Genomic DNA, 16,037 nt, shown 5'->3' with positions numbered 1-16,037 from the left:
GCCCGTCCTTCAGGCCGGTGGCCGGTTGCGGGCCTCTGCCTGCCGCTCCATCGCCGCCCGCAGCAGGGCGGCGACGCGGAACGGCGCATGCAGGAACTTGCCATAGGGCAGCGTCGCGAACAGGCCGAGCACGATGCCGAGATGGATCAGCAGCATCGGCCCCATCGCCGCCGTCCCGCGTAAGGCCAGCAGGGCGAAGCCGCTGACCGCCGTCAGGAACAGCAGCAGCAACAGCGCGTAATCTGCGCCGGTCACGCTCTCGGCCACCGGTGCGGGATCGGCGCGGCGCTTCAGCAGGGCGAGCCCGGCCGTGCCGGCCAGCATTCCGGCGCCGCCCAGGCTGCCCAGCAGGACCGGCAGGCTGACGAGCGGATAGGGCGCCTGCCAGCCCAGCAGATGATCGTACAGCGTGGCGACGCCGGTGGCGGCGAAGCAGAGCGCCACGCCGTAGAACAGCGCATGGTGGCAGCGCCGCCGCGCCTGGGACAGACCGCCGTCCCTGCCGCCATCCCGCAAGAAGCAGCCGGCCCCGCCGCCGCCCAGATTGCGCAGGGTGACGACGTCGCGCAGCGTCTCCCGCAACACCGGCAGCAGCGGCACGCCCGAGGGGGCCGGACCCATGCTGCGCCAGAAATCGGCGACGCTGAAGCCGATGGCCAGCAGCGACCACAGCAGGACGCCTCCCGCCAACCCGGCCATGATCTCCCACGGTACCACCCGGTAGAAGGCACCGGGGCCGGAGTGCCGTCCGAGCAGAGCCTCCGGGGGAACCGTCGAGGCCGCGGCCAGCGCCAGGGCTACCACCGCGAACAGGGCGGCAAGGATCACCGGCTTGCCGGTATAGCGCAGCCGTCCCCGCAGGAAGGGCGGCCAGGTATGGTCGCGGTAGGAGTTCTGCCTGACCAGACTGAGGCTTTTCGGCAGGTTGACGGCGAAGGCGTGCGGCGGGGCGTATTGGCAGGCGTGATAGCAGGACCGGCAATTGTGGCAGAGATTTGCCAGGAAAAGCAGGTCGGCCGTCCCCACCTGCCGCCGCGGCTTCAGCGCCCGGAACACCGCGCAATAGCCGTTGCAGTATTGGCAGGCGTTGCAGATCTCCAGCGCCCGCCGCGCCTCTGCCGCGATCCGGTCCGGGCTGTCGTCAGTGCAGGGCATGGGCCGCGGCCTCCCGCCCGGCGATGCGCCCGAACACCGCCCCGATGGACATGGCGCTCCCCGCCAGATAGCCGGAGCCGAGGATGTTGGGCGCCATGATCACCCCCGCCGCGAAGACGCCGTCGATGGCCTGTCCGTCCTCCCGCAGGACCCGCGCCTGTTCGTCGACCCGCAAGCCGAGGCAGGTGGAGGTGATGCCGGCCCGCATCGGATAGGCACCGAAGGGCGGAACCAGGATCGGCGCGGCCAGCCGCGTCTTCGGTGGCTGGATGCCCATGGCGGAGCCGTCGCCGCCCAAGGCGGAGCCGTCGCCGCCGATGGCGGCGTTGAAGCCGGCCACTGTGGTTTCCAGCGCCGCCGGATCGATGCCCAGCATCGCCGCCAATTCGCCGATGCCGTCCGCGCGGATCGCCGGGAAGATGGACGGGCGGAAGCGCGTCTCGATGGCCGCGTCGAAGATCGAGAAGGCGACTGCGCCCGGACAGCGCGCCAGGCGCTCCCCCCACACCGAGAAGCGTGTCGGCCCGGTGTGGGACCCCTCGTCGGCGAAGCGCCGGCCGTCGCGGTCCACCACGATGCCGTGGGCGATCCCGTCCAGCCGGGTGACGATGCCGGCATCGAAGCCGGGGGAGCGGCTGTCCACCGCGACCATGTGGCAATGGCCGGCGACACCCACCGGCTGCGCCCCCTCCTCCAGCAGCGCCCGAAGCATGGTGCCGGTCGCATGGGGCGTGCCGCGGATCACGAAGCGGTCGGCCGCCTCGCCCCACTGGTCGCGCAGCCAATCGCGGTCGGCCTGGAATCCGCCGGAGGCGACGACGACCGCGCCGGCCCGCATCACCCGCATGGCCATGGGATGGCGCACGGTGGCGGAGGGCAGCCCGCCCGTCAAATGAAGCGCACAGGCCTCGCTGTCATAGTGGATGGCGATGCCCAACCCTTCGGCGGTGGCGTAGAGCGCATTCACCAGCGCCTTGCCGCCGCCGAGGAAGAAGGCGGTCTTGCGGGAATAGGGCAGAACGTCGTCGGCACCGCTCTGGAAGCGCACGCCGTTTTCGCCCATCCAGCCGAGGATGCCGGCGGACTCGGCGATCAGCAGGCGCGCCAGCCTCTCGTCGGCCGCACCGTCCGTCACCGCTTCCAGGTCGGCCCAGTAGTCCTGCGCGGGGTAACGGCCCTGCAGCCAGGGCGTCGGCCGGTCATGCATGACGCGGAAATTGCGGGAATGGCGGGCGTTGCCGCCGCGCAACGCCTTGGGCGCGCTTTCCAGCAGAGTGACGGCGGCACCGGAGCGGCGGGCGGAAATGGCGGCGCAGAGCCCTGCGTTCCCGCCCCCGACCACCAGGACGTCGCAGTCGCGCGGAGCAGAGGTCATGAATCGGCCATCGGAGGACGGCCCGCAACGCGCATAGCGGTGCGGGCCTGTGAAGCCGATGGCTTTAGTCCCGGCGGCTGCTGCCTGGGAAGGGGCGCCGCCTGCGACAGATGGCAGCGGCCGGCAGGGCTACGCCGTCAGAACAGCGTGCCCTGCACCGGCGCCACCCGCGGCTTGGCCTTCTTCTCCGGCTTCGGCTCGGGCTTGGGCTCAGCTTTGACCTCCGGCTCCGTCTCCGCCTTGGGCGCGCTGCGGTCGATGGTTGCTGCAACTTTGGCATCATCGGCGAAGACGATGTTGACCGGCAGACCCGGCGTCGCCTGATCGGCGCGGGTGACGGGGCGGCCGTCGCGGTCCTCGACCAGGGCGAAGCCGCGGGCCAGCACGCCCTTGTAGCTGTAGCTCTCCAGCAATTGCCCCAGCGACGCCAGTTTGGCCGCCTTGTCGGCGACCCCCTTGGCATAGCTGCGGTCGAGACGCGGCGTCAGGTCGGCGAGCCGGCGGGCGCCCTCTTCCTGCTTCACCCGCGCCGGGGTCAGCGACAGCCGGCCGGCGACCCGGTCGAAGCGGCCGGCGGCGGTGGTCACGGCATGGCGCAGCGCCGAATCGAGCGCGCGGCTTTCCGACGCCAGCTTTTGCCCGGCCTGGGCCAGCTTCTCGCGCGGGTGGCGCAGCTTGGCGGCCAGTTCGCCGACGCGGGTGCCGCGGCGCTCCAGCAGTGCGGCGGCGGCGAGGTTCAGGCGTTCGGCCCGGTCGTCCAGCCGCTGGGCATGACCCTCCAGCAGGGCGCGGGGGTCGCCCAGGCCGCGGGCCAGCCCCTCCACCCGGTTGCGGCGGTCCTCCACCGCGCGTGACGCGCAGGCCAGCAACCGGCGCTCGTCGTCCAGGATCTGGGCCAGCAACTCGCCGCGCACCGGCACCGCCATCTCCGCCGCGGCGGTCGGGGTGGGGGCGCGCAGGTCGGACGCGAAGTCGATCAGGGTGGTGTCGGTCTCGTGCCCGACGGCGGAGATCAGCGGGATGGTGCTGGCCGCCGCGGCGCGGACGACATTTTCCTCGTTGAAGGCCATCAGGTCTTCCAGCGAGCCGCCGCCGCGCGCCACGATGATCAGGTCGGGTCGCGGCACCGGACCGCCGGGCTGGATGCGGTTGAAGCCCTCGATCGCCGCCGTCACCTCGGCCGCCGCGCGCTCGCCCTGGACGGCGACCGGCCACAGCAGCACATGGCGGGGGAAACGGTCGTTCAGCCGGTGCAGGATGTCGCGGATGACCGCGCCGGTGGGGGAGGTGACGACGCCGATCACGTCGGGCAGGAAGGGGATGCGCGTCTTGCGGGCGGGGTCGAACAGCCCCTCCGCCGCCAGCCGGCGCTTGCGCTCCTCCAGCATCTTCAGCAGCGCGCCTTCGCCGGCCAACTCCATCGATTCGATGATCAGCTGATATTGCGAGCGGCCGGGATAGGTCGTCATCCGCCCGGTGACGATGACCTCAAGCCCTTCCTCCGGCCGCACCGCCAGCTTCGCCATGGTGCCGCGCCAGCACACCGCCTCGATCACCGCGGTGTCGTCCTTGAGACGCAGGTAGCAGTGGCCGGAGCTGTGCTTCTTCGGCTGGCTGATCTCGCCGCGGACGCGGACGAAGCCGAATTCCTCCTCGATGCTGCGCTTCAGCCGGCGTGCGAGGTCGCCGACGGTGAATTCCGGCAGGTTGGAGCCGGGGCGCGGTTCCGGGGCGATCAGGGGCAGGGAGTCGGTGTCGGAGGTCATGGCGCTCTTGAGTTGGGGCGCCGCCATGATACAAGGCGCGCAGTTCGCAACAAGGCGGAAGGAGCGCCACCCCATGAAAGTCCTCGTCGTCGGATCGGGCGGTCGTGAGCACGCGCTCTGCTGGGCCATTTCCAACTCGCCGCTGTGCGACGCGCTCTACTGCGCGCCGGGCAATGCCGGCATCGCCGATGTCGCAACGCTGGTGCCCATCGGGTCGGAGGACGTGGATGCGCTGGTGCGCTTCGTCCAGGACAACGCCATCGACTTCGTCGTCGTCGGTCCGGAAGGCCCGCTGGTGCTGGGTCTGGTCGACCGGCTGACCGCACTGGGCGTCAAGGCCTTCGGGCCGAGTGCGGCGGCGGCGGAGCTTGAGGGCTCCAAGGGCTTCATGAAGGACATCCTGGCGAAATACGGGGTTCCCACCGCCTTCTACGAGCGCTTCAAGGATCCAGAGGCCGCCAAGGCCTATGTCCGCAAGCATGGCGCCCCCATCGTGGTGAAGGCCGACGGTCTGGCCGCCGGCAAGGGCGTGACCGTCGCCCGCACCGAGCAGGAAGCCTTCGAGGCCATCGACGACGCGCTGGTCGGCGGCCGTTTCGGCGCCGCCGGTGCCGAGGTGGTGGTCGAGGAGTTCCTGGACGGCGAGGAGGTCAGCTTCTTCGCGCTGTGCGACGGCGAGAACGCGCTGCCGCTGGCCTCGGCCCAGGACCACAAGGCGGTCGGCGACGGCGACACCGGCCCCAACACCGGCGGCATGGGCGCCTATTCCCCGGCCCCGGTGCTGACGCCCGACCTGCAGGACCGCGTGATGCGCGAGATCATCCTGCCGACGGTCAAGGGCATGGCGACGGAAGGCAAGCCCTTCAAGGGCGTGCTGTTCGCCGGCCTGATGATCATGCAGACGCCGGACGGCCCGGTGCCGAAGACGCTGGAGTTCAACGTCCGCTTCGGCGACCCGGAATGCCAGACGCTGATGATGCGGCTGAAGTCCGACGCGCTGGCGGCGCTGGTGGCGGCGGCCGACGGGGTGCTGGACAGCATCGACCTGCGCTGGCACGACCGGACCGCGCTGTGCGTGGTGATGGCGGCCAACGGCTATCCGGGCGACTACGCCAAGAACACGGAAATCCGTGGGCTGGACAAGGCCGGGGCGGTGGACGGCGTGACCGTCTTCCATGCCGGCACCAGGCGCGCCGAGGATGGCCGCGTGCTGTCGGTCGGCGGCCGCGTGCTGGGCGTCACCGCACTGGCGCCGACGGTGGCCGAGGCGCAGGCGGCGGCCTACAAGGCGGTCGACGCGCTGGACTGGCCGGACGGCTTCTGCCGCCGCGACATCGGCTGGCGGGCGGTGGGTCGGTAAGGTCTCTTCCGCTTTGACGGAAATGAAATGGGGGCGCATCGCTGCGCCCCTTTTTCATTTCCGCATCACGCCCGCAGACGTTCCGACGCGGTGGCGATGTTCTGCGACACCACTTCGATGTCGCGCACCACGCGGGTGACGCTGTGGGCGATCTCCCTGGTCGCCGACTCCTGCTGCGACACGGCGGCGGCGATGGTGGTAGAGATCTGCTGGACGTCGGTGACGATGGCGCCGATCCGGCGGATGGCGTCCACCGCATGCAGGGCCTCCTGCTGGACCGAGGCGATCTGTGCCGCGATGTCGTCGGCGGCGCTGCCGCTCTGCTGGGCCAGCGACTTCACCTCGTTCGCCACCACGGCGAAGCCGCGTCCCGCCTCGCCGGCGCGGGCGGCCTCGATGGTCGCGTTCAGCGCCAGCAGGTTGGTCTGCGAGGCGATGGAGTTGATCAGCTTGGTGATCGCGCCGATGCGCTCGGCCGAAGTGACGAGCGCCTCCACCGCGGCATTGGTGCGGCTCGCCTCCTCCGATGCCTTGAGCGAGGCGCCGGAGGCCTCGTTGGCGCGGGTGCTGATGTCGGAGATCGAGGCCGACAGCTCCTCCGTCGCGGCGGCGACGGTCTGGGCGTTGGCGGTGGCACGGTCGGCGGCGGTGCCGACCTCGCTGTCCAGCGTCTCGGCGAGGGTGGTGACGCTGCGGCGGCGCTCGCTGTCCATCTCGGCCTGCCGCAATTCGGCGACCTTCTGGGCGTCGATGTCGATCAGCGAGCCGCAGGCGCGCAGGGCAAGACCGCTGCCGTCGCGGGCGACGCCGCCGATGGCGCGGAACCAGCGGTAGCTGCCGTCCCGCAGCTTCAGGCGGTAATCGACATCGTAGCCGGTGCGGCCGCTGCGGTCGTTCAGGCAGGCCATGAAGGCGTCGAAGGTGCGCTTCGCGTCGTCCGGATGCAGCCGGTCGGCCCAGGAGCCGACCTTGTCGGGGAAACCCGCCTTGTCGTCACGGTCGAAGCCGACGAGGCGGCGGAACTCCGGCGACCAGTGCCAGCGGCTCTGCGCATGCATCGGGTCGCCATTGTGGAAGACCGCGTCCCACAGCCCGACGCCGGCGTGGCGGTCGAGCAGCTTGGCCCGCTCCAGTTCCCGCCGTTCGGCGTCGATGTCGATCAGCGAGCCGCAGGCGCGCAGAGCCAGGCCGCTGCTGTCGCGGGCGACGCCGCCGATGGCGCGGAACCAGCGGTAGCTGCCGTCCTTCACCTTCAGCCGGTAGTTCACGTCATAGCCGGTGCGTCCGCTGCGGTCGTTCAGGCAGCCCATGAAGGCGTCGAAGGTCGGCTTGGCGTCGTCCGGATGCAGCCGGTCCGCCCAGGAACCGACCTTGTCGGGGAAGCCCGCCTTGTCGTCGCGGTCGAAGCCCATGAGGCGGCGGAACTCCGGCGACCAATGCCAATTGCTTTGCGCATGCATGGGATCGCCGTTGTGGATGACCGCGTCCCACAGCCCGACTCCCGCATGGCGGCCCAGCAGGGCCAACTCTTCGGCCGCTTGATTGTCCTGCGGCTTGCGGAACGAGAACATTCATAACTCCTGATGGCTACAACCGGTCAGCATATCATGCGCACCAATTCGCTAAACAAACACTTAACAGAGTATATCGTCTTCACCTATGAATTTTCCGCGGTTGTATGCATGGGCTGGTTTTTCTTTTATTCCTCCGGTACAGAAGTGGTGATTGTTTTCGGAATGACCGATATTAATTTTATTGCGCCCCATTGGGCGTAATATTGCACTGCAAACGGAGCCCGCGTCCGGCCGGGGAGTTACCGCCGCTGCCTGAAGAAGTCCCGCAGCAGCGCCCCCGCCCGTGTCTCGCCGATGCCGCTGTAGACGTCCGGCGCGTGATGGCAGGTGGGCTGAGTGAAGAAGCGCGGGCCATGGTCCACCGCGCCGCCCTTGGGATCGTAGGCGCCGTAATAGACCCGCCGGATGCGGGCGAAGCTGATCGCGGCGGCGCAGAGCGCGCAGGGCTCCAGCGTCACATACAGGTCGCAGCCGGGCAGGCGGGGCTGGCCGCGCTGCATGCAGGCCGCACGAATCGCCAGCAGCTCGGCATGGGCCGACGGATCGCACAGCTCCTCCGTCCGGTTGCCGGCGGTGGCAAGGACGGCACCCGTCGCGGGATCGACGACGACGGCGCCGACCGGCACCTCGCCGCGCGCGGCGGCTGCCTCGGCCGCGGTGAAGGCGAGGTCCATGTAGGAAGGAGTATAGGGAGGCGGCGGCATGTGCGGGGAGGGTGCCAACCGCCCGCCGGGCCCGTCAACCGGATTCCGGCGATCCTGGGCCGGACTCGTGTTGCGGGCGGCGCGTCCAGGCCCTATGGTCCGGCCATGGACCGCTCCGATACTGCCAAGAAATCCGATTCCGCCTCCAATGGCGGTGAACGCATCGCCAAGCGACTGGCGCGCGCCGGCCTCTGCTCGCGCCGCGACGCCGAACGCTGGATCGCCGAGGGCCGCGTCGCGGTCAACAGCCGCGTGCTCGACAGCCCCGCCTGCGTGGTTCGCTCCGGCGATATCGTGCAGGTCGACGGCAAGGTCATTCCGGAGCCGGAACCCGCCCGTCTGTGGCGCTACCACAAGCCGTCGGGGCTGGTCACCACCGCCCGCGACGAGAAGGGGCGCGAGACCGTCTTCGACCGGCTGCCGGCCGACCTGCCGCGCGTGGTCTCCATCGGCCGCCTCGACCTGACGACCGAAGGCCTGCTTCTGCTCACCAACGACGGCGAGCTGGCCCGTTTCCTGGAACTGCCGGCCACCGGCTGGACCCGCCGCTACCGCGTGCGCGTGTTCGGAGAGGTGGATGAGAAGCAGCTGGCGGCGCTGGAGAAGGGCCCGACCATCGAGGGCGTGAAGTATGGTCCGATCGAGGCCGTGCTCGACCGCATCCAGGGCCGCAACGCCTGGCTGACCGTCAGCCTGAAGGAAGGCAAGAACCGCGAGATCCGCAAGGTGATGGAGTCGCTGGGGCTCCAGGTGAACCGGCTGATCCGCGTCGCCTACGGTCCCTTCCAGCTCGGCAAGCTGGAGGAGGGGGCCGTCGAGGAAGTGCCGAAGCGCGTCGTCCGCGAACAGATCGCTCCCTTCTTCGGCACCCCCGAAGGGGCGGAGCCCGCCGAGTCCGGCACCAAGCAGCGCGCCAAGGCGAGAGCCGACGCGGCGGTGAAGTCTGCCCCCGCCAAGTCCGCGCCGGGAAAGACCGCGCCAGGGAAGACCGTGGCGGCGAAGGCCGACGCCAAGGCCGCTCCTAAGCGCGCGCCGCGCTCCGCCACCAAGCGGCATGAGGCCGAAGCCGCCCGTGTTGAAGAGACCAAACCCGCCCGGCGTGGAACCGCGTCGCGCGGCACGCTGTCGCTCGGCGGAGCGGCGGCCAAATCCGGTCGGCCCGGCAAGCCCGAAGGCCGCGATGCCGCCAAGCCGGCCGGCGCTGCCGGTCCGCGGGGGGCGAAGCCCGGCGGCTTCAAGGCGGCTGCCGCGAAGTCGGACGGCCCGCGTTCCGAGGCCGCCCGTTCCGAGGGCGCAAGGTCCCGGGATGCCAAGCCGAGGGACGATAAGCCGAGGGACGCCAAGTTTGCCGGCCCGAAATCGGCGGTCTCCAGGTCCGCGGGCCCGAAGGGCGCCGGTCCGGCGCCGAAGGGCGGGCCGAAGGCCGGTGGCGACAGGTCGGGCGGCGGTGCCGGCGGACGGACGGAGCGCCCGCGTGCGGATCGTCGGCGGTAAGCACCGCGGCCGCAGTCTGGTGGCGCCGGGCGGGCGCGACACCCGCCCCACCACCGACCGCACCCGGCAAGCCATCTTCAACATCCTGGTCCATGCCGACTGGGCGCCCGCGTTCGAGGGCGCCGCGGTCGTCGATGCCTTTTGCGGAACCGGCGCGCTCGGGTTGGAAGCCCTGTCGCGCGGTGCCGCCTGGTGCGGTTTCCTCGACATGGGCCGGCCGGCGCTGGACGCGGTGCGCGCCAATGTCGATGCCCTGGGCGAAGCCGGCAATGCGCGGATCCTGCGCGCCGATGCCACCAAGCCGCCGCCTGCCCCGCGGGCCTGCGCCTTGGCCTTTCTCGATCCCCCCTATGGCCAGGATCTGGCGCCGCGGGCGCTGGACGGGTTGCTGAAGGCCGGCTGGCTTGCCGACGGCGCTCTCGCCGTGGTCGAGGTCGCCGACCGCGATCCCCTGCCTTTGCCCGACGGCTTCGCCGCCGTCGATGAGCGCCGCTATGGCGACACCCGCGTCGCCTTCCTGACGGTCCGCCACCCGGCCTGATCCGCCGGCCGCGCAGTCCGTCCAATTCCGTTCCTCCCGGCCCGAGTTTCATTTTCCGTGCTCCCGCCCACCGGCCGGGTGAGGATGAGCCCTGCCTGTCCCAAGGCGCTCTCCGGTGTTTTTCCATCATACGGAAAGCCCGAATGGACTGTTGAGTTCCAAAACAATCCGAGCAAAAGATTATGTGTCGCCGATGCGGTTCCTCTATGGAAACGGCGGCATCTATCTATCTCCTAAGACTGCACACCCTCGTTCGAGGGGGCCGTGCAGGTACCGGCACGGCTTCTTTTTACAGGATGTGCGTCGCACCGAGTGATCGGACACAAGAACCGATGTGGACCGGGCATTCGAAGCGGCACGAGACGTAAGTTTTACTTGGTCAGTAGGTGTGCATACGGCGTCGGACCGTCCGTCCGGGTCTTTTTGTCCCCGGTTTTGGCATACCAGATTTCATATCTGGCATTCCAAAACCGGGACAATCGAACTCCGAGCGATTGTCGGCATCCGCGCCGAGTTCCGGAATGGAACCGTCAGCAAGAGCGGTCCGTCCGGGTCATTCCGCAATCGTGATTGGTGCGCCGGTCCCCGGGAGAGGGGCCGCGCCACCGGCTCAGGCAAGATCATTGGGAGGCACGATGGCTCATATGAATTCACAACCGGCGGCGGCTCAGGCGCCGGTGTCCGATGCGGTCCGCTGGATGCAGATCGTCGTCGGCATCGTCTGCATGGTGGCTGCGGCCAACATCCAGTATGCCTGGACGCTGTTCGTTCCGGAAATCCAGGCGACGCACGGCTGGACGCGCGCTTCGATCCAGACCGCCTTCACCATCTTCGTCGTCGTGCAGACCTGGCTGACGCCGATCGAGGGATACTTCATCGACAAGTACGGCCCCCGCGTGATCGTCGGCGCCGGCGGCTTCTTCACCGGCCTGTCCTGGGTCATCGACAGCTATGCCGGTTCGCTCAGCATGCTGTATGTCGGCTCGGCCATCGGCGGCATCGGCGTCGGCTGCGTCTATGCCACCTGCGTCAACAACGCGCTGAAGTGGTTCCCGGAAAAGCGCGGTCTGGCGGTCGGCCTGACGGCGGGCGGCTATGGCGCCGGCTCGGCCCTCACCATCCTGCCGATTTCCGCGATGATCCACAGCAGCGGCTATCAGGCGACCTTCTTCTGGTTCGGCCTGCTGCAGGGTGCGATCATCATCGCTGCCGCCTTCTTCCTGCGCATGCCGCAGAAGGAGCACGTCAAGGCTTCCACCAAGGTCGCACAGACCCGTCGCGACTACACGCTGGGCGAAGCCATCCGCACCCCGGTGTTCTGGGTGATGTGGGCGATGTTCATCGGCACCGTCACCGGCGGCCTGATGGCCGTGGCGCAGCTGGGCGTCATCGCCCACGATCTGGGCGTGAAGGAAGCGCCGGTCAGCGTCCTGGGCATCACCATGGCGGCTCTGCCCTTCGCCCTGATGCTGGACCGCGTGATGAACGGCATCTCCCGTCCGCTGTTTGGCTTCATCTCCGATCACATCGGCCGTGAGGCGACCATGTTCGTCGCCTTCACCCTGGAAGGCCTGGGCATCATCATGCTCAGCAAGTTCGGCCACGACCCGATGATGTTCCTGATCCTCAGCGGCATGGTCTTCCTGGCCTGGGGTGAAGTGTACAGCCTGTTCAGCGCCACCTCGGCCGACACCTTCGGCACCAAGCATGCCGGCAAGATCTACGGCGTCCTGTACTGCGCCAAGGGCGTCGCCGCCCTGCTGGTCCCGCTGGGCAACCTGCTGATGGAAGCCACCGGCACCTGGGCCACCGTGCTGTACGTCACCGCCACCATGGACCTGACCGCCGCGGCCTGTGCGCTGCTGGTCCTCAAGCCGATGCTGGCCCGCCACCACGCCCGCAACGAGGAGCTGGCCCGCCGTGAAGAGCAGGGCGACATCGCCCGCGCCGTCCCGGTCGGAGCGGCAACGGGTACCGCCAACGGCTGAAAGCACAAGCGTAAGGGATCGGCCTGAGGGGTCGACTTAGGAGACAAGACAGGCGACGGGCCGGGGACGCGACAAGCGATCCCGGTCCGTCCGTCATTCCAGCCAGAAGGGACGATCCTCGCCCTTTTCGGTCCCGGGCTTCTTCTGCGGCGTCTGCTGGAACCGGTCGGAGGTGAACAGGATGGTCTCCTCCTCCGTCTCCTCCTTCTCCGGCTCGATCACGGTGAAGCCGCCCCGGCCGCTGGCCATGTAGACGGCGTGGCCGATCATGCCGGTCAGCGCGAGGAACAGAAGGGCCTGGGTCTCGATCATGGTGGGGCATCCTTATCGTCAGCGAGAGGCCAAGGGAGGGCCAAGGGAAGGGGGTATCGACAAGGGACAACAGTGCATGAGGCCGAAAAGCATCGCTGCCGGACGCTTGGTTCCGGCGGGCAAGGCCGGGCCATGCTGTAATGCAACATAAGGAAACTGGCATACCTTCGCAAAAAGTTTTGCATGCCAGATACCGGGTGCCTGACCTGCAACTTTGCCGCAGTGCTGCCGCCACAAACGGTCAGCCCCTTCAGCAACATTGACCCGCAACCAAAGTGGACTTGCCGTTATTGCCCGCCTGTCGGTCCGGCATCGGGACGGCGATCGCCACCGGCTGGACGGGGGACCGGACGGCGATGATCCGGAACCTTCGGTGCAAGAATGCCGCGATCTGCGCTCTGTCGCCGCCGACCTCCGAGCGGCATCCCCGGTTCAAGGCGGCACGCAGCGAGCCCGCCGGACAGGACCGCAACCGGATCCCGAATCGCTGCCGAACCGGATAGAGTGCATCATCCGCAGGCGCAAGGAATGCCCGGCGATCCGGGTTAAGCGACGTCCAGCCGGGCCGGGGCGTCGCTCTCGGCCCGGTCATAGGCGGCGCGCGATTCCAACAGCTGGGCGATGTGGGTCTCGGCCCAGATGCGCAGCGGCACCAGCGTTTCGGCCAGCGTGGCGCCCAGCGGGGTGATGGCGTATTCGACGGTGACCGGCACGGTGGCGAACACCTTGCGGCTGACCAGCCCGTCGCGCTCCAGGCTTTTCAGGGTCTGCGACAGCATCTTCTGCGAAATGCCCTCGATCTCCCGGCGCAGCTGGTTGAAGCGCATCGGTCCGCCTTCCAGCAAACCCAGGATCAGCACCGTCCATTTGTCGGCGATGCGGTCGAGCGCATGCCGGGTCGGACAACCGGAGGCATAGGCGTCCGGCAGCTGATCCATCTCCGACGGCCGTTTGCCGCCCAGCCCCAGCAAGGTCCTGTCCATCCCCATCCACTCCCAAGCGGGCCGCCCGGCGGTTACATGCGGGTGACCATGTCACGAAAAGGTGCCTTCTTTACACCAGATTTCCAAAACGGCATCAAGTCACCATTGGAAACCCAGTCAGAGGACATCTGCCATGAACATCGCCATCATCGGCGCCGCCGGCCGCGCCGGCAGCCGCATCCAGGCCGAACTGCTCAGCCGTGGGCATGCCGTGACCGCCATCGTCCGCGATCCGTCCAAGGTCGCCGCCGCCCCCGGCCTGACGGTGAAGGCCGGCGACGCCAACGACGCCGCGACGCTGGCCCCGCTGCTGGCCGGTCATGACGCGGTGGTCAGCGCCGTGATGTTCCTGATGGGCGATGCCGACAGCCTGATCGGCGCGGTGAAGGCGTCGGGCGTGCCGCGCTATCTGGTGGTCGGCGGCGCCGGCAGCCTGGAGGTGGCGCCGGGCGTGCGCGTGCTCGACCTGCCGGAATTCCCCGAGGCCTACCGCGCCGAAGCCACCAAGGGCGCCGAGTTCCTCGACCGCCTGAAGGCCGAACCCACCCTGAACTGGACCTTCCTGTCGCCGTCCGCCGACTTCGTGCTGGGCGAGCGGACGGGCAAGTTCCGGCTGGGAACCGACGGGTTGCTGGCGGACGAGAGCGGCCGCAGCTGGATCAGCTACGAGGACTTCGCCGTGGCGCTGGCCGACGAGATCGAGACGCCGAAGCATGAGCGCAAGCGCTTCACGGTGGGGTACTGAGGGGAGGCGGGCGGCGTTCGCAAGGGAGCGCCGCCCGTTGGTGTTTGGCAGTCTGGTCAGGCCGCCCGTTTGACGGGATAGTCGCGCACCAGGATATCGACGGGGATTTTCAACCCTTCCGACAGCCGCCGGATCATCGGCAAGGTCAAGGCCCGCTTGCGGTTCAGGATTTCGGCGACACGGGCGCGGCTGCCGATCATCGGTTCCAGATCGTGCCGGGTCAGCCCGCGCTGGTCCATCATGAACTCGATGGCGCTGATCGGGTCGCTCGGCGGAATCGGGTGGTTGGCCTCTTCATAGGCGTCCACCAGCATCATCAGGATTTCGAGCCGCGCACCGTCGTCGGTGTCGGGATCGGCGCCCCACAGGCGTTCGATCTCCTCCAGGGCGGTGGCGTGGTCCTCATCGGACCGGATTGGGCGAACATCCATGATTACACCGTTCTCACGTCGATGGCGTCGTATTCCCGATGCGTGCCGACCCATTTCACATAAACCGTGCGATACCGGTAATCGATTCCGGCAACCAGCCGGTACTTGTTGCCGGCAATGTTGAAGACCACCCGGTCACCCACAAAAGACGCCGAGCGGAACTGAGCCTTGACCGCTGCCGTATCCGACCAGTCGACGTTGCGAACGACGTTGAACCAATCCGTCAACGGTGCCTCGCTGTCACTCCGGCCAGGCTTCTCCCAGTGCTCCCGCAGAGTTCGCCGTGAAATGATCCGCATGGAGGGAGTTTATAGCGCTCCCGTGGTGGGAGCAAGATTTGCCATTGCTTGACACTGCCGTTTGGTGGCCGGTGTCAGAGGCGGAGCGACAGCAGTGGCGCCAGTTTGGCAAGCACTTGCTGGAGCACCGCCTCGGGTACCGAGCCGGCAGGGGTGAGTTGGCGAACGCGACGGTCGAGGCTTTTTACCTGATCGGCCAGCACGACCCCGCCGACCGCGAGCCCCGGCGGCAACGCGACTTCGAACGGATAGCCCTTCACCTTGCTGGTGATCGGGCAGACCACGACGAAGGGCGTGCGATTGTGATAGGCGCGGGGCGACAGCACCAATCCGGGGCGTCGTCCTGCTTGCTCATGTCCTGCCTGCGGCGTGAAGTCGATCCACACCAGATCGCCGCGATCCGGCAACATCACAGCAATTCCTGCCCACGCGGTTCATCGTCGAAGGATTCGTCCGGCAGATTGTCCGCCGTGATGCCGGCGAGCAGATCGTCCAGGGCGTAGCGCGGCATGGCCGGACGAATGACGATGCGCCCGTCCTCGACCTCGATTTCCACCGGCGTGCCTTCGGCAAAGCCGGTCTGATCGGCAATCGGCCGCGGCAGGCGAAGGGCAAGGCTGTTGCCCCAACGGGCGACTTCGGTGCGCATGGGGGGCTCCCGTCGTAGATACGGGGACTATACATGCGTTCGGGGCAGGTGTCGATGGGTGCGAAGTATGGGATAGGCTCGATGGAAATATGAAATATTCCAAATGTATCTTTTAGGATTAAGGCAGATCTGGAAACATCCAATCTTCGGGCTTTCATTTACCCAAAGAGATATCCGATGGTGTTCTATTATGCCTCTGTCACTGTTTTCCAGTGATCCGGTTCATCAATGCCAGGGTTCTGCGCTGTCCAATCAATGCATGTGAGCAGGCAGTATCGGGCCAAAGCCTCGGCACGTTCGCGTGCTGGTTCCCAGTCGTTAAATGGCATGCTGTCTGGCCTACCTTTCTTGTCGTCCTTACGGCCATGCAATGTTGCATTGCGGGCATAATCATAAATCTCCTCAACCGCATCTTCGGCAGTTTGATTCCCTCTAATCCAAAGGCTTTGGTCATTTTTAATTCCCGTCCGTGCTGTAATTAGATTTATGATACCTTTCTTGTAATTACCCAAAGCTAAGCAGTCCAGAGCTGCAGCGAATTTGATGACGGCGATCACATGCTCATCCTCTCGACAGCCTTGGTAGAACCACATTAGTGCATGGGTAAGATAATGAATTGTCTTTTTGGAATTCGAAGGAACAGTGGGATCAGTGATAGAGT

Annotated in this window: 17 protein-coding genes; 5 read left to right on the top strand and 12 right to left on the bottom strand. The window is 67.7% G+C overall.

Annotated features, from left to right (window positions below; all coding sequences use genetic code 11):
- Window positions 1-9: 9 nt before the first annotated feature.
- The 3 genes from tcuB to xseA form a co-directional block, all read right to left on the bottom strand.
- Window positions 10-1,155 (bottom strand): tricarballylate utilization 4Fe-4S protein TcuB, encoded by a 1,146-nt coding sequence (tcuB, locus tag A6A40_RS08085; RefSeq protein ID WP_063634947.1) that lies wholly within the window; start codon window positions 1,153-1,155, stop codon window positions 10-12.
- Entirely contained in the window at window positions 1,142-2,530 is a 1,389-nt protein-coding gene (gene tcuA / locus A6A40_RS08080; protein ID WP_063634946.1) for an FAD-dependent tricarballylate dehydrogenase TcuA, read from the bottom strand. The genes tcuB and tcuA overlap by 14 nt, the downstream gene beginning before the upstream one ends.
- 137 nt (window positions 2,531-2,667) lie before the next feature.
- Window positions 2,668-4,296, bottom strand: coding sequence for an exodeoxyribonuclease VII large subunit (xseA, locus tag A6A40_RS08075; RefSeq protein WP_063634945.1), 1,629 nt, complete (start codon window positions 4,294-4,296; stop codon window positions 2,668-2,670).
- Between the two features lie 73 nt (window positions 4,297-4,369).
- Here xseA and purD point away from each other — a divergent pair, with 73 nt between their 5' ends.
- Window positions 4,370-5,656, top strand: a complete 1,287-nt coding sequence (gene purD / locus A6A40_RS08070; protein ID WP_063634944.1) for a phosphoribosylamine--glycine ligase — start codon at window positions 4,370-4,372, stop codon at window positions 5,654-5,656.
- A 65-nt stretch (window positions 5,657-5,721) separates the two neighbouring features.
- Here the strand turns inward: purD and A6A40_RS08065 are convergent, their stop codons facing one another.
- On the bottom strand, window positions 5,722-7,227 hold the full coding sequence (locus tag A6A40_RS08065; protein ID WP_063634943.1) for a methyl-accepting chemotaxis protein: 1,506 nt from the start codon (window positions 7,225-7,227) through the stop codon (window positions 5,722-5,724).
- A 242-nt stretch (window positions 7,228-7,469) separates the two neighbouring features.
- Window positions 7,470-7,904, bottom strand: coding sequence for a nucleoside deaminase (locus A6A40_RS08060; protein ID WP_174718518.1), 435 nt, complete (start codon window positions 7,902-7,904; stop codon window positions 7,470-7,472).
- Window positions 7,905-8,039: 135 nt separating this feature from the next.
- Here A6A40_RS08060 and A6A40_RS32390 point away from each other — a divergent pair, with 135 nt between their 5' ends.
- The 3 genes from A6A40_RS32390 to oxlT all read left to right on the top strand — a co-directional run bounded on the left by A6A40_RS32390 (window position 8,040) and on the right by oxlT (window position 11,957).
- Complete coding sequence (locus A6A40_RS32390; RefSeq protein WP_063634941.1) at window positions 8,040-9,428, top strand: pseudouridine synthase; 1,389 nt, start codon at window positions 8,040-8,042, stop codon at window positions 9,426-9,428.
- On the top strand, window positions 9,409-9,969 hold the full coding sequence (rsmD, locus tag A6A40_RS08050; protein WP_063634940.1) for a 16S rRNA (guanine(966)-N(2))-methyltransferase RsmD: 561 nt from the start codon (window positions 9,409-9,411) through the stop codon (window positions 9,967-9,969). The genes A6A40_RS32390 and rsmD overlap by 20 nt, the downstream gene beginning before the upstream one ends.
- A gap of 644 nt (window positions 9,970-10,613) precedes the next feature.
- Entirely contained in the window at window positions 10,614-11,957 is a 1,344-nt protein-coding gene (oxlT, locus tag A6A40_RS08045; protein ID WP_063634939.1) for an oxalate/formate MFS antiporter, read from the top strand.
- Between the two features lie 93 nt (window positions 11,958-12,050).
- On the opposite strand, the gene A6A40_RS08040 is transcribed toward oxlT, so the two are convergent.
- Both A6A40_RS08040 and A6A40_RS08030 read right to left on the bottom strand, forming a co-directional pair.
- Window positions 12,051-12,269, bottom strand: a complete 219-nt coding sequence (locus tag A6A40_RS08040; protein WP_014248193.1) for a hypothetical protein — start codon at window positions 12,267-12,269, stop codon at window positions 12,051-12,053.
- Between the two features lie 545 nt (window positions 12,270-12,814).
- Window positions 12,815-13,252 carry a winged helix-turn-helix transcriptional regulator gene (locus tag A6A40_RS08030; protein WP_063634938.1) on the bottom strand — a complete coding sequence of 146 codons (438 nt, stop codon included), beginning with the start codon at window positions 13,250-13,252 and terminating at the stop codon, window positions 12,815-12,817.
- Window positions 13,253-13,385: 133 nt separating this feature from the next.
- Between A6A40_RS08030 and A6A40_RS08025 the strand changes: the two genes are divergently transcribed.
- Entirely contained in the window at window positions 13,386-13,997 is a 612-nt protein-coding gene (locus A6A40_RS08025) for an NAD(P)-dependent oxidoreductase (protein ID WP_063634937.1), read from the top strand.
- A gap of 56 nt (window positions 13,998-14,053) precedes the next feature.
- On the opposite strand, the gene A6A40_RS08020 is transcribed toward A6A40_RS08025, so the two are convergent.
- The 5 genes from A6A40_RS08020 to A6A40_RS30370 all read right to left on the bottom strand — a co-directional run bounded on the left by A6A40_RS08020 (window position 14,054) and on the right by A6A40_RS30370 (window position 15,933).
- Entirely contained in the window at window positions 14,054-14,428 is a 375-nt protein-coding gene (locus A6A40_RS08020; RefSeq protein WP_063634936.1) for a helix-turn-helix domain-containing protein, read from the bottom strand.
- Window positions 14,429-14,430: 2 nt separating this feature from the next.
- Window positions 14,431-14,727: a type II toxin-antitoxin system HigB family toxin gene (locus tag A6A40_RS08015; protein ID WP_063634935.1), complete on the bottom strand. Its 297-nt coding sequence runs from the start codon at window positions 14,725-14,727 to the stop codon at window positions 14,431-14,433.
- 74 nt (window positions 14,728-14,801) lie between these two features.
- Window positions 14,802-15,137 (bottom strand): endoribonuclease MazF, encoded by a 336-nt coding sequence (gene mazF / locus A6A40_RS08010; protein WP_063634934.1) that lies wholly within the window; start codon window positions 15,135-15,137, stop codon window positions 14,802-14,804.
- A complete protein-coding gene (locus A6A40_RS08005; protein ID WP_063634933.1) occupies window positions 15,137-15,376 on the bottom strand; it encodes an AbrB/MazE/SpoVT family DNA-binding domain-containing protein in 240 nt (79 codons plus the stop codon). Before A6A40_RS08005 ends, mazF begins: the two co-directional genes overlap by 1 nt.
- 188 nt (window positions 15,377-15,564) lie before the next feature.
- Complete coding sequence (locus A6A40_RS30370; RefSeq protein ID WP_146191553.1) at window positions 15,565-15,933, bottom strand: hypothetical protein; 369 nt, start codon at window positions 15,931-15,933, stop codon at window positions 15,565-15,567.
- Window positions 15,934-16,037 lie beyond the last annotated feature (104 nt).

Origin of the sequence: Azospirillum humicireducens (assembly GCF_001639105.2) — a bacterium.
GTDB classification, from domain to species: domain Bacteria; phylum Pseudomonadota; class Alphaproteobacteria; order Azospirillales; family Azospirillaceae; genus Azospirillum; species Azospirillum humicireducens.
This window is presented reverse-complemented; position numbering and strand designations above follow the sequence as displayed.

Bases quoted from the DNA above. Each gene is read 5' to 3' on its own strand.
- tcuB (WP_063634947.1), bottom strand. From the start codon at position 1,155: ATGCCCTGCACTGACGACAGCCCGGACCGGATCGCGGCAGAGGCGCGG.
- tcuA (WP_063634946.1), bottom strand. From the start codon at position 2,530: ATGACCTCTGCTCCGCGCGACTGCGACGTCCTGGTGGTCGGGGGCGGG.
- xseA (WP_063634945.1), bottom strand. From the start codon at position 4,296: ATGACCTCCGACACCGACTCCCTGCCCCTGATCGCCCCGGAACCGCGC.
- purD (WP_063634944.1), top strand. From the start codon at position 4,370: ATGAAAGTCCTCGTCGTCGGATCGGGCGGTCGTGAGCACGCGCTCTGC.
- A6A40_RS08065 (WP_063634943.1), bottom strand. From the start codon at position 7,227: ATGTTCTCGTTCCGCAAGCCGCAGGACAATCAAGCGGCCGAAGAGTTG.
- A6A40_RS08060 (WP_174718518.1), bottom strand. From the start codon at position 7,904: ATGGACCTCGCCTTCACCGCGGCCGAGGCAGCCGCCGCGCGCGGCGAG.
- A6A40_RS32390 (WP_063634941.1), top strand. From the start codon at position 8,040: ATGGACCGCTCCGATACTGCCAAGAAATCCGATTCCGCCTCCAATGGC.
- oxlT (WP_063634939.1), top strand. From the start codon at position 10,614: ATGAATTCACAACCGGCGGCGGCTCAGGCGCCGGTGTCCGATGCGGTC.
- A6A40_RS08040 (WP_014248193.1), bottom strand. From the start codon at position 12,269: ATGATCGAGACCCAGGCCCTTCTGTTCCTCGCGCTGACCGGCATGATC.
- A6A40_RS08030 (WP_063634938.1), bottom strand. From the start codon at position 13,252: ATGGACAGGACCTTGCTGGGGCTGGGCGGCAAACGGCCGTCGGAGATG.
- A6A40_RS08025 (WP_063634937.1), top strand. From the start codon at position 13,386: ATGAACATCGCCATCATCGGCGCCGCCGGCCGCGCCGGCAGCCGCATC.
- A6A40_RS08020 (WP_063634936.1), bottom strand. From the start codon at position 14,428: ATGGATGTTCGCCCAATCCGGTCCGATGAGGACCACGCCACCGCCCTG.
- A6A40_RS08015 (WP_063634935.1), bottom strand. From the start codon at position 14,727: ATGCGGATCATTTCACGGCGAACTCTGCGGGAGCACTGGGAGAAGCCT.
- mazF (WP_063634934.1), bottom strand. From the start codon at position 15,137: ATGTTGCCGGATCGCGGCGATCTGGTGTGGATCGACTTCACGCCGCAG.
- A6A40_RS08005 (WP_063634933.1), bottom strand. From the start codon at position 15,376: ATGCGCACCGAAGTCGCCCGTTGGGGCAACAGCCTTGCCCTTCGCCTG.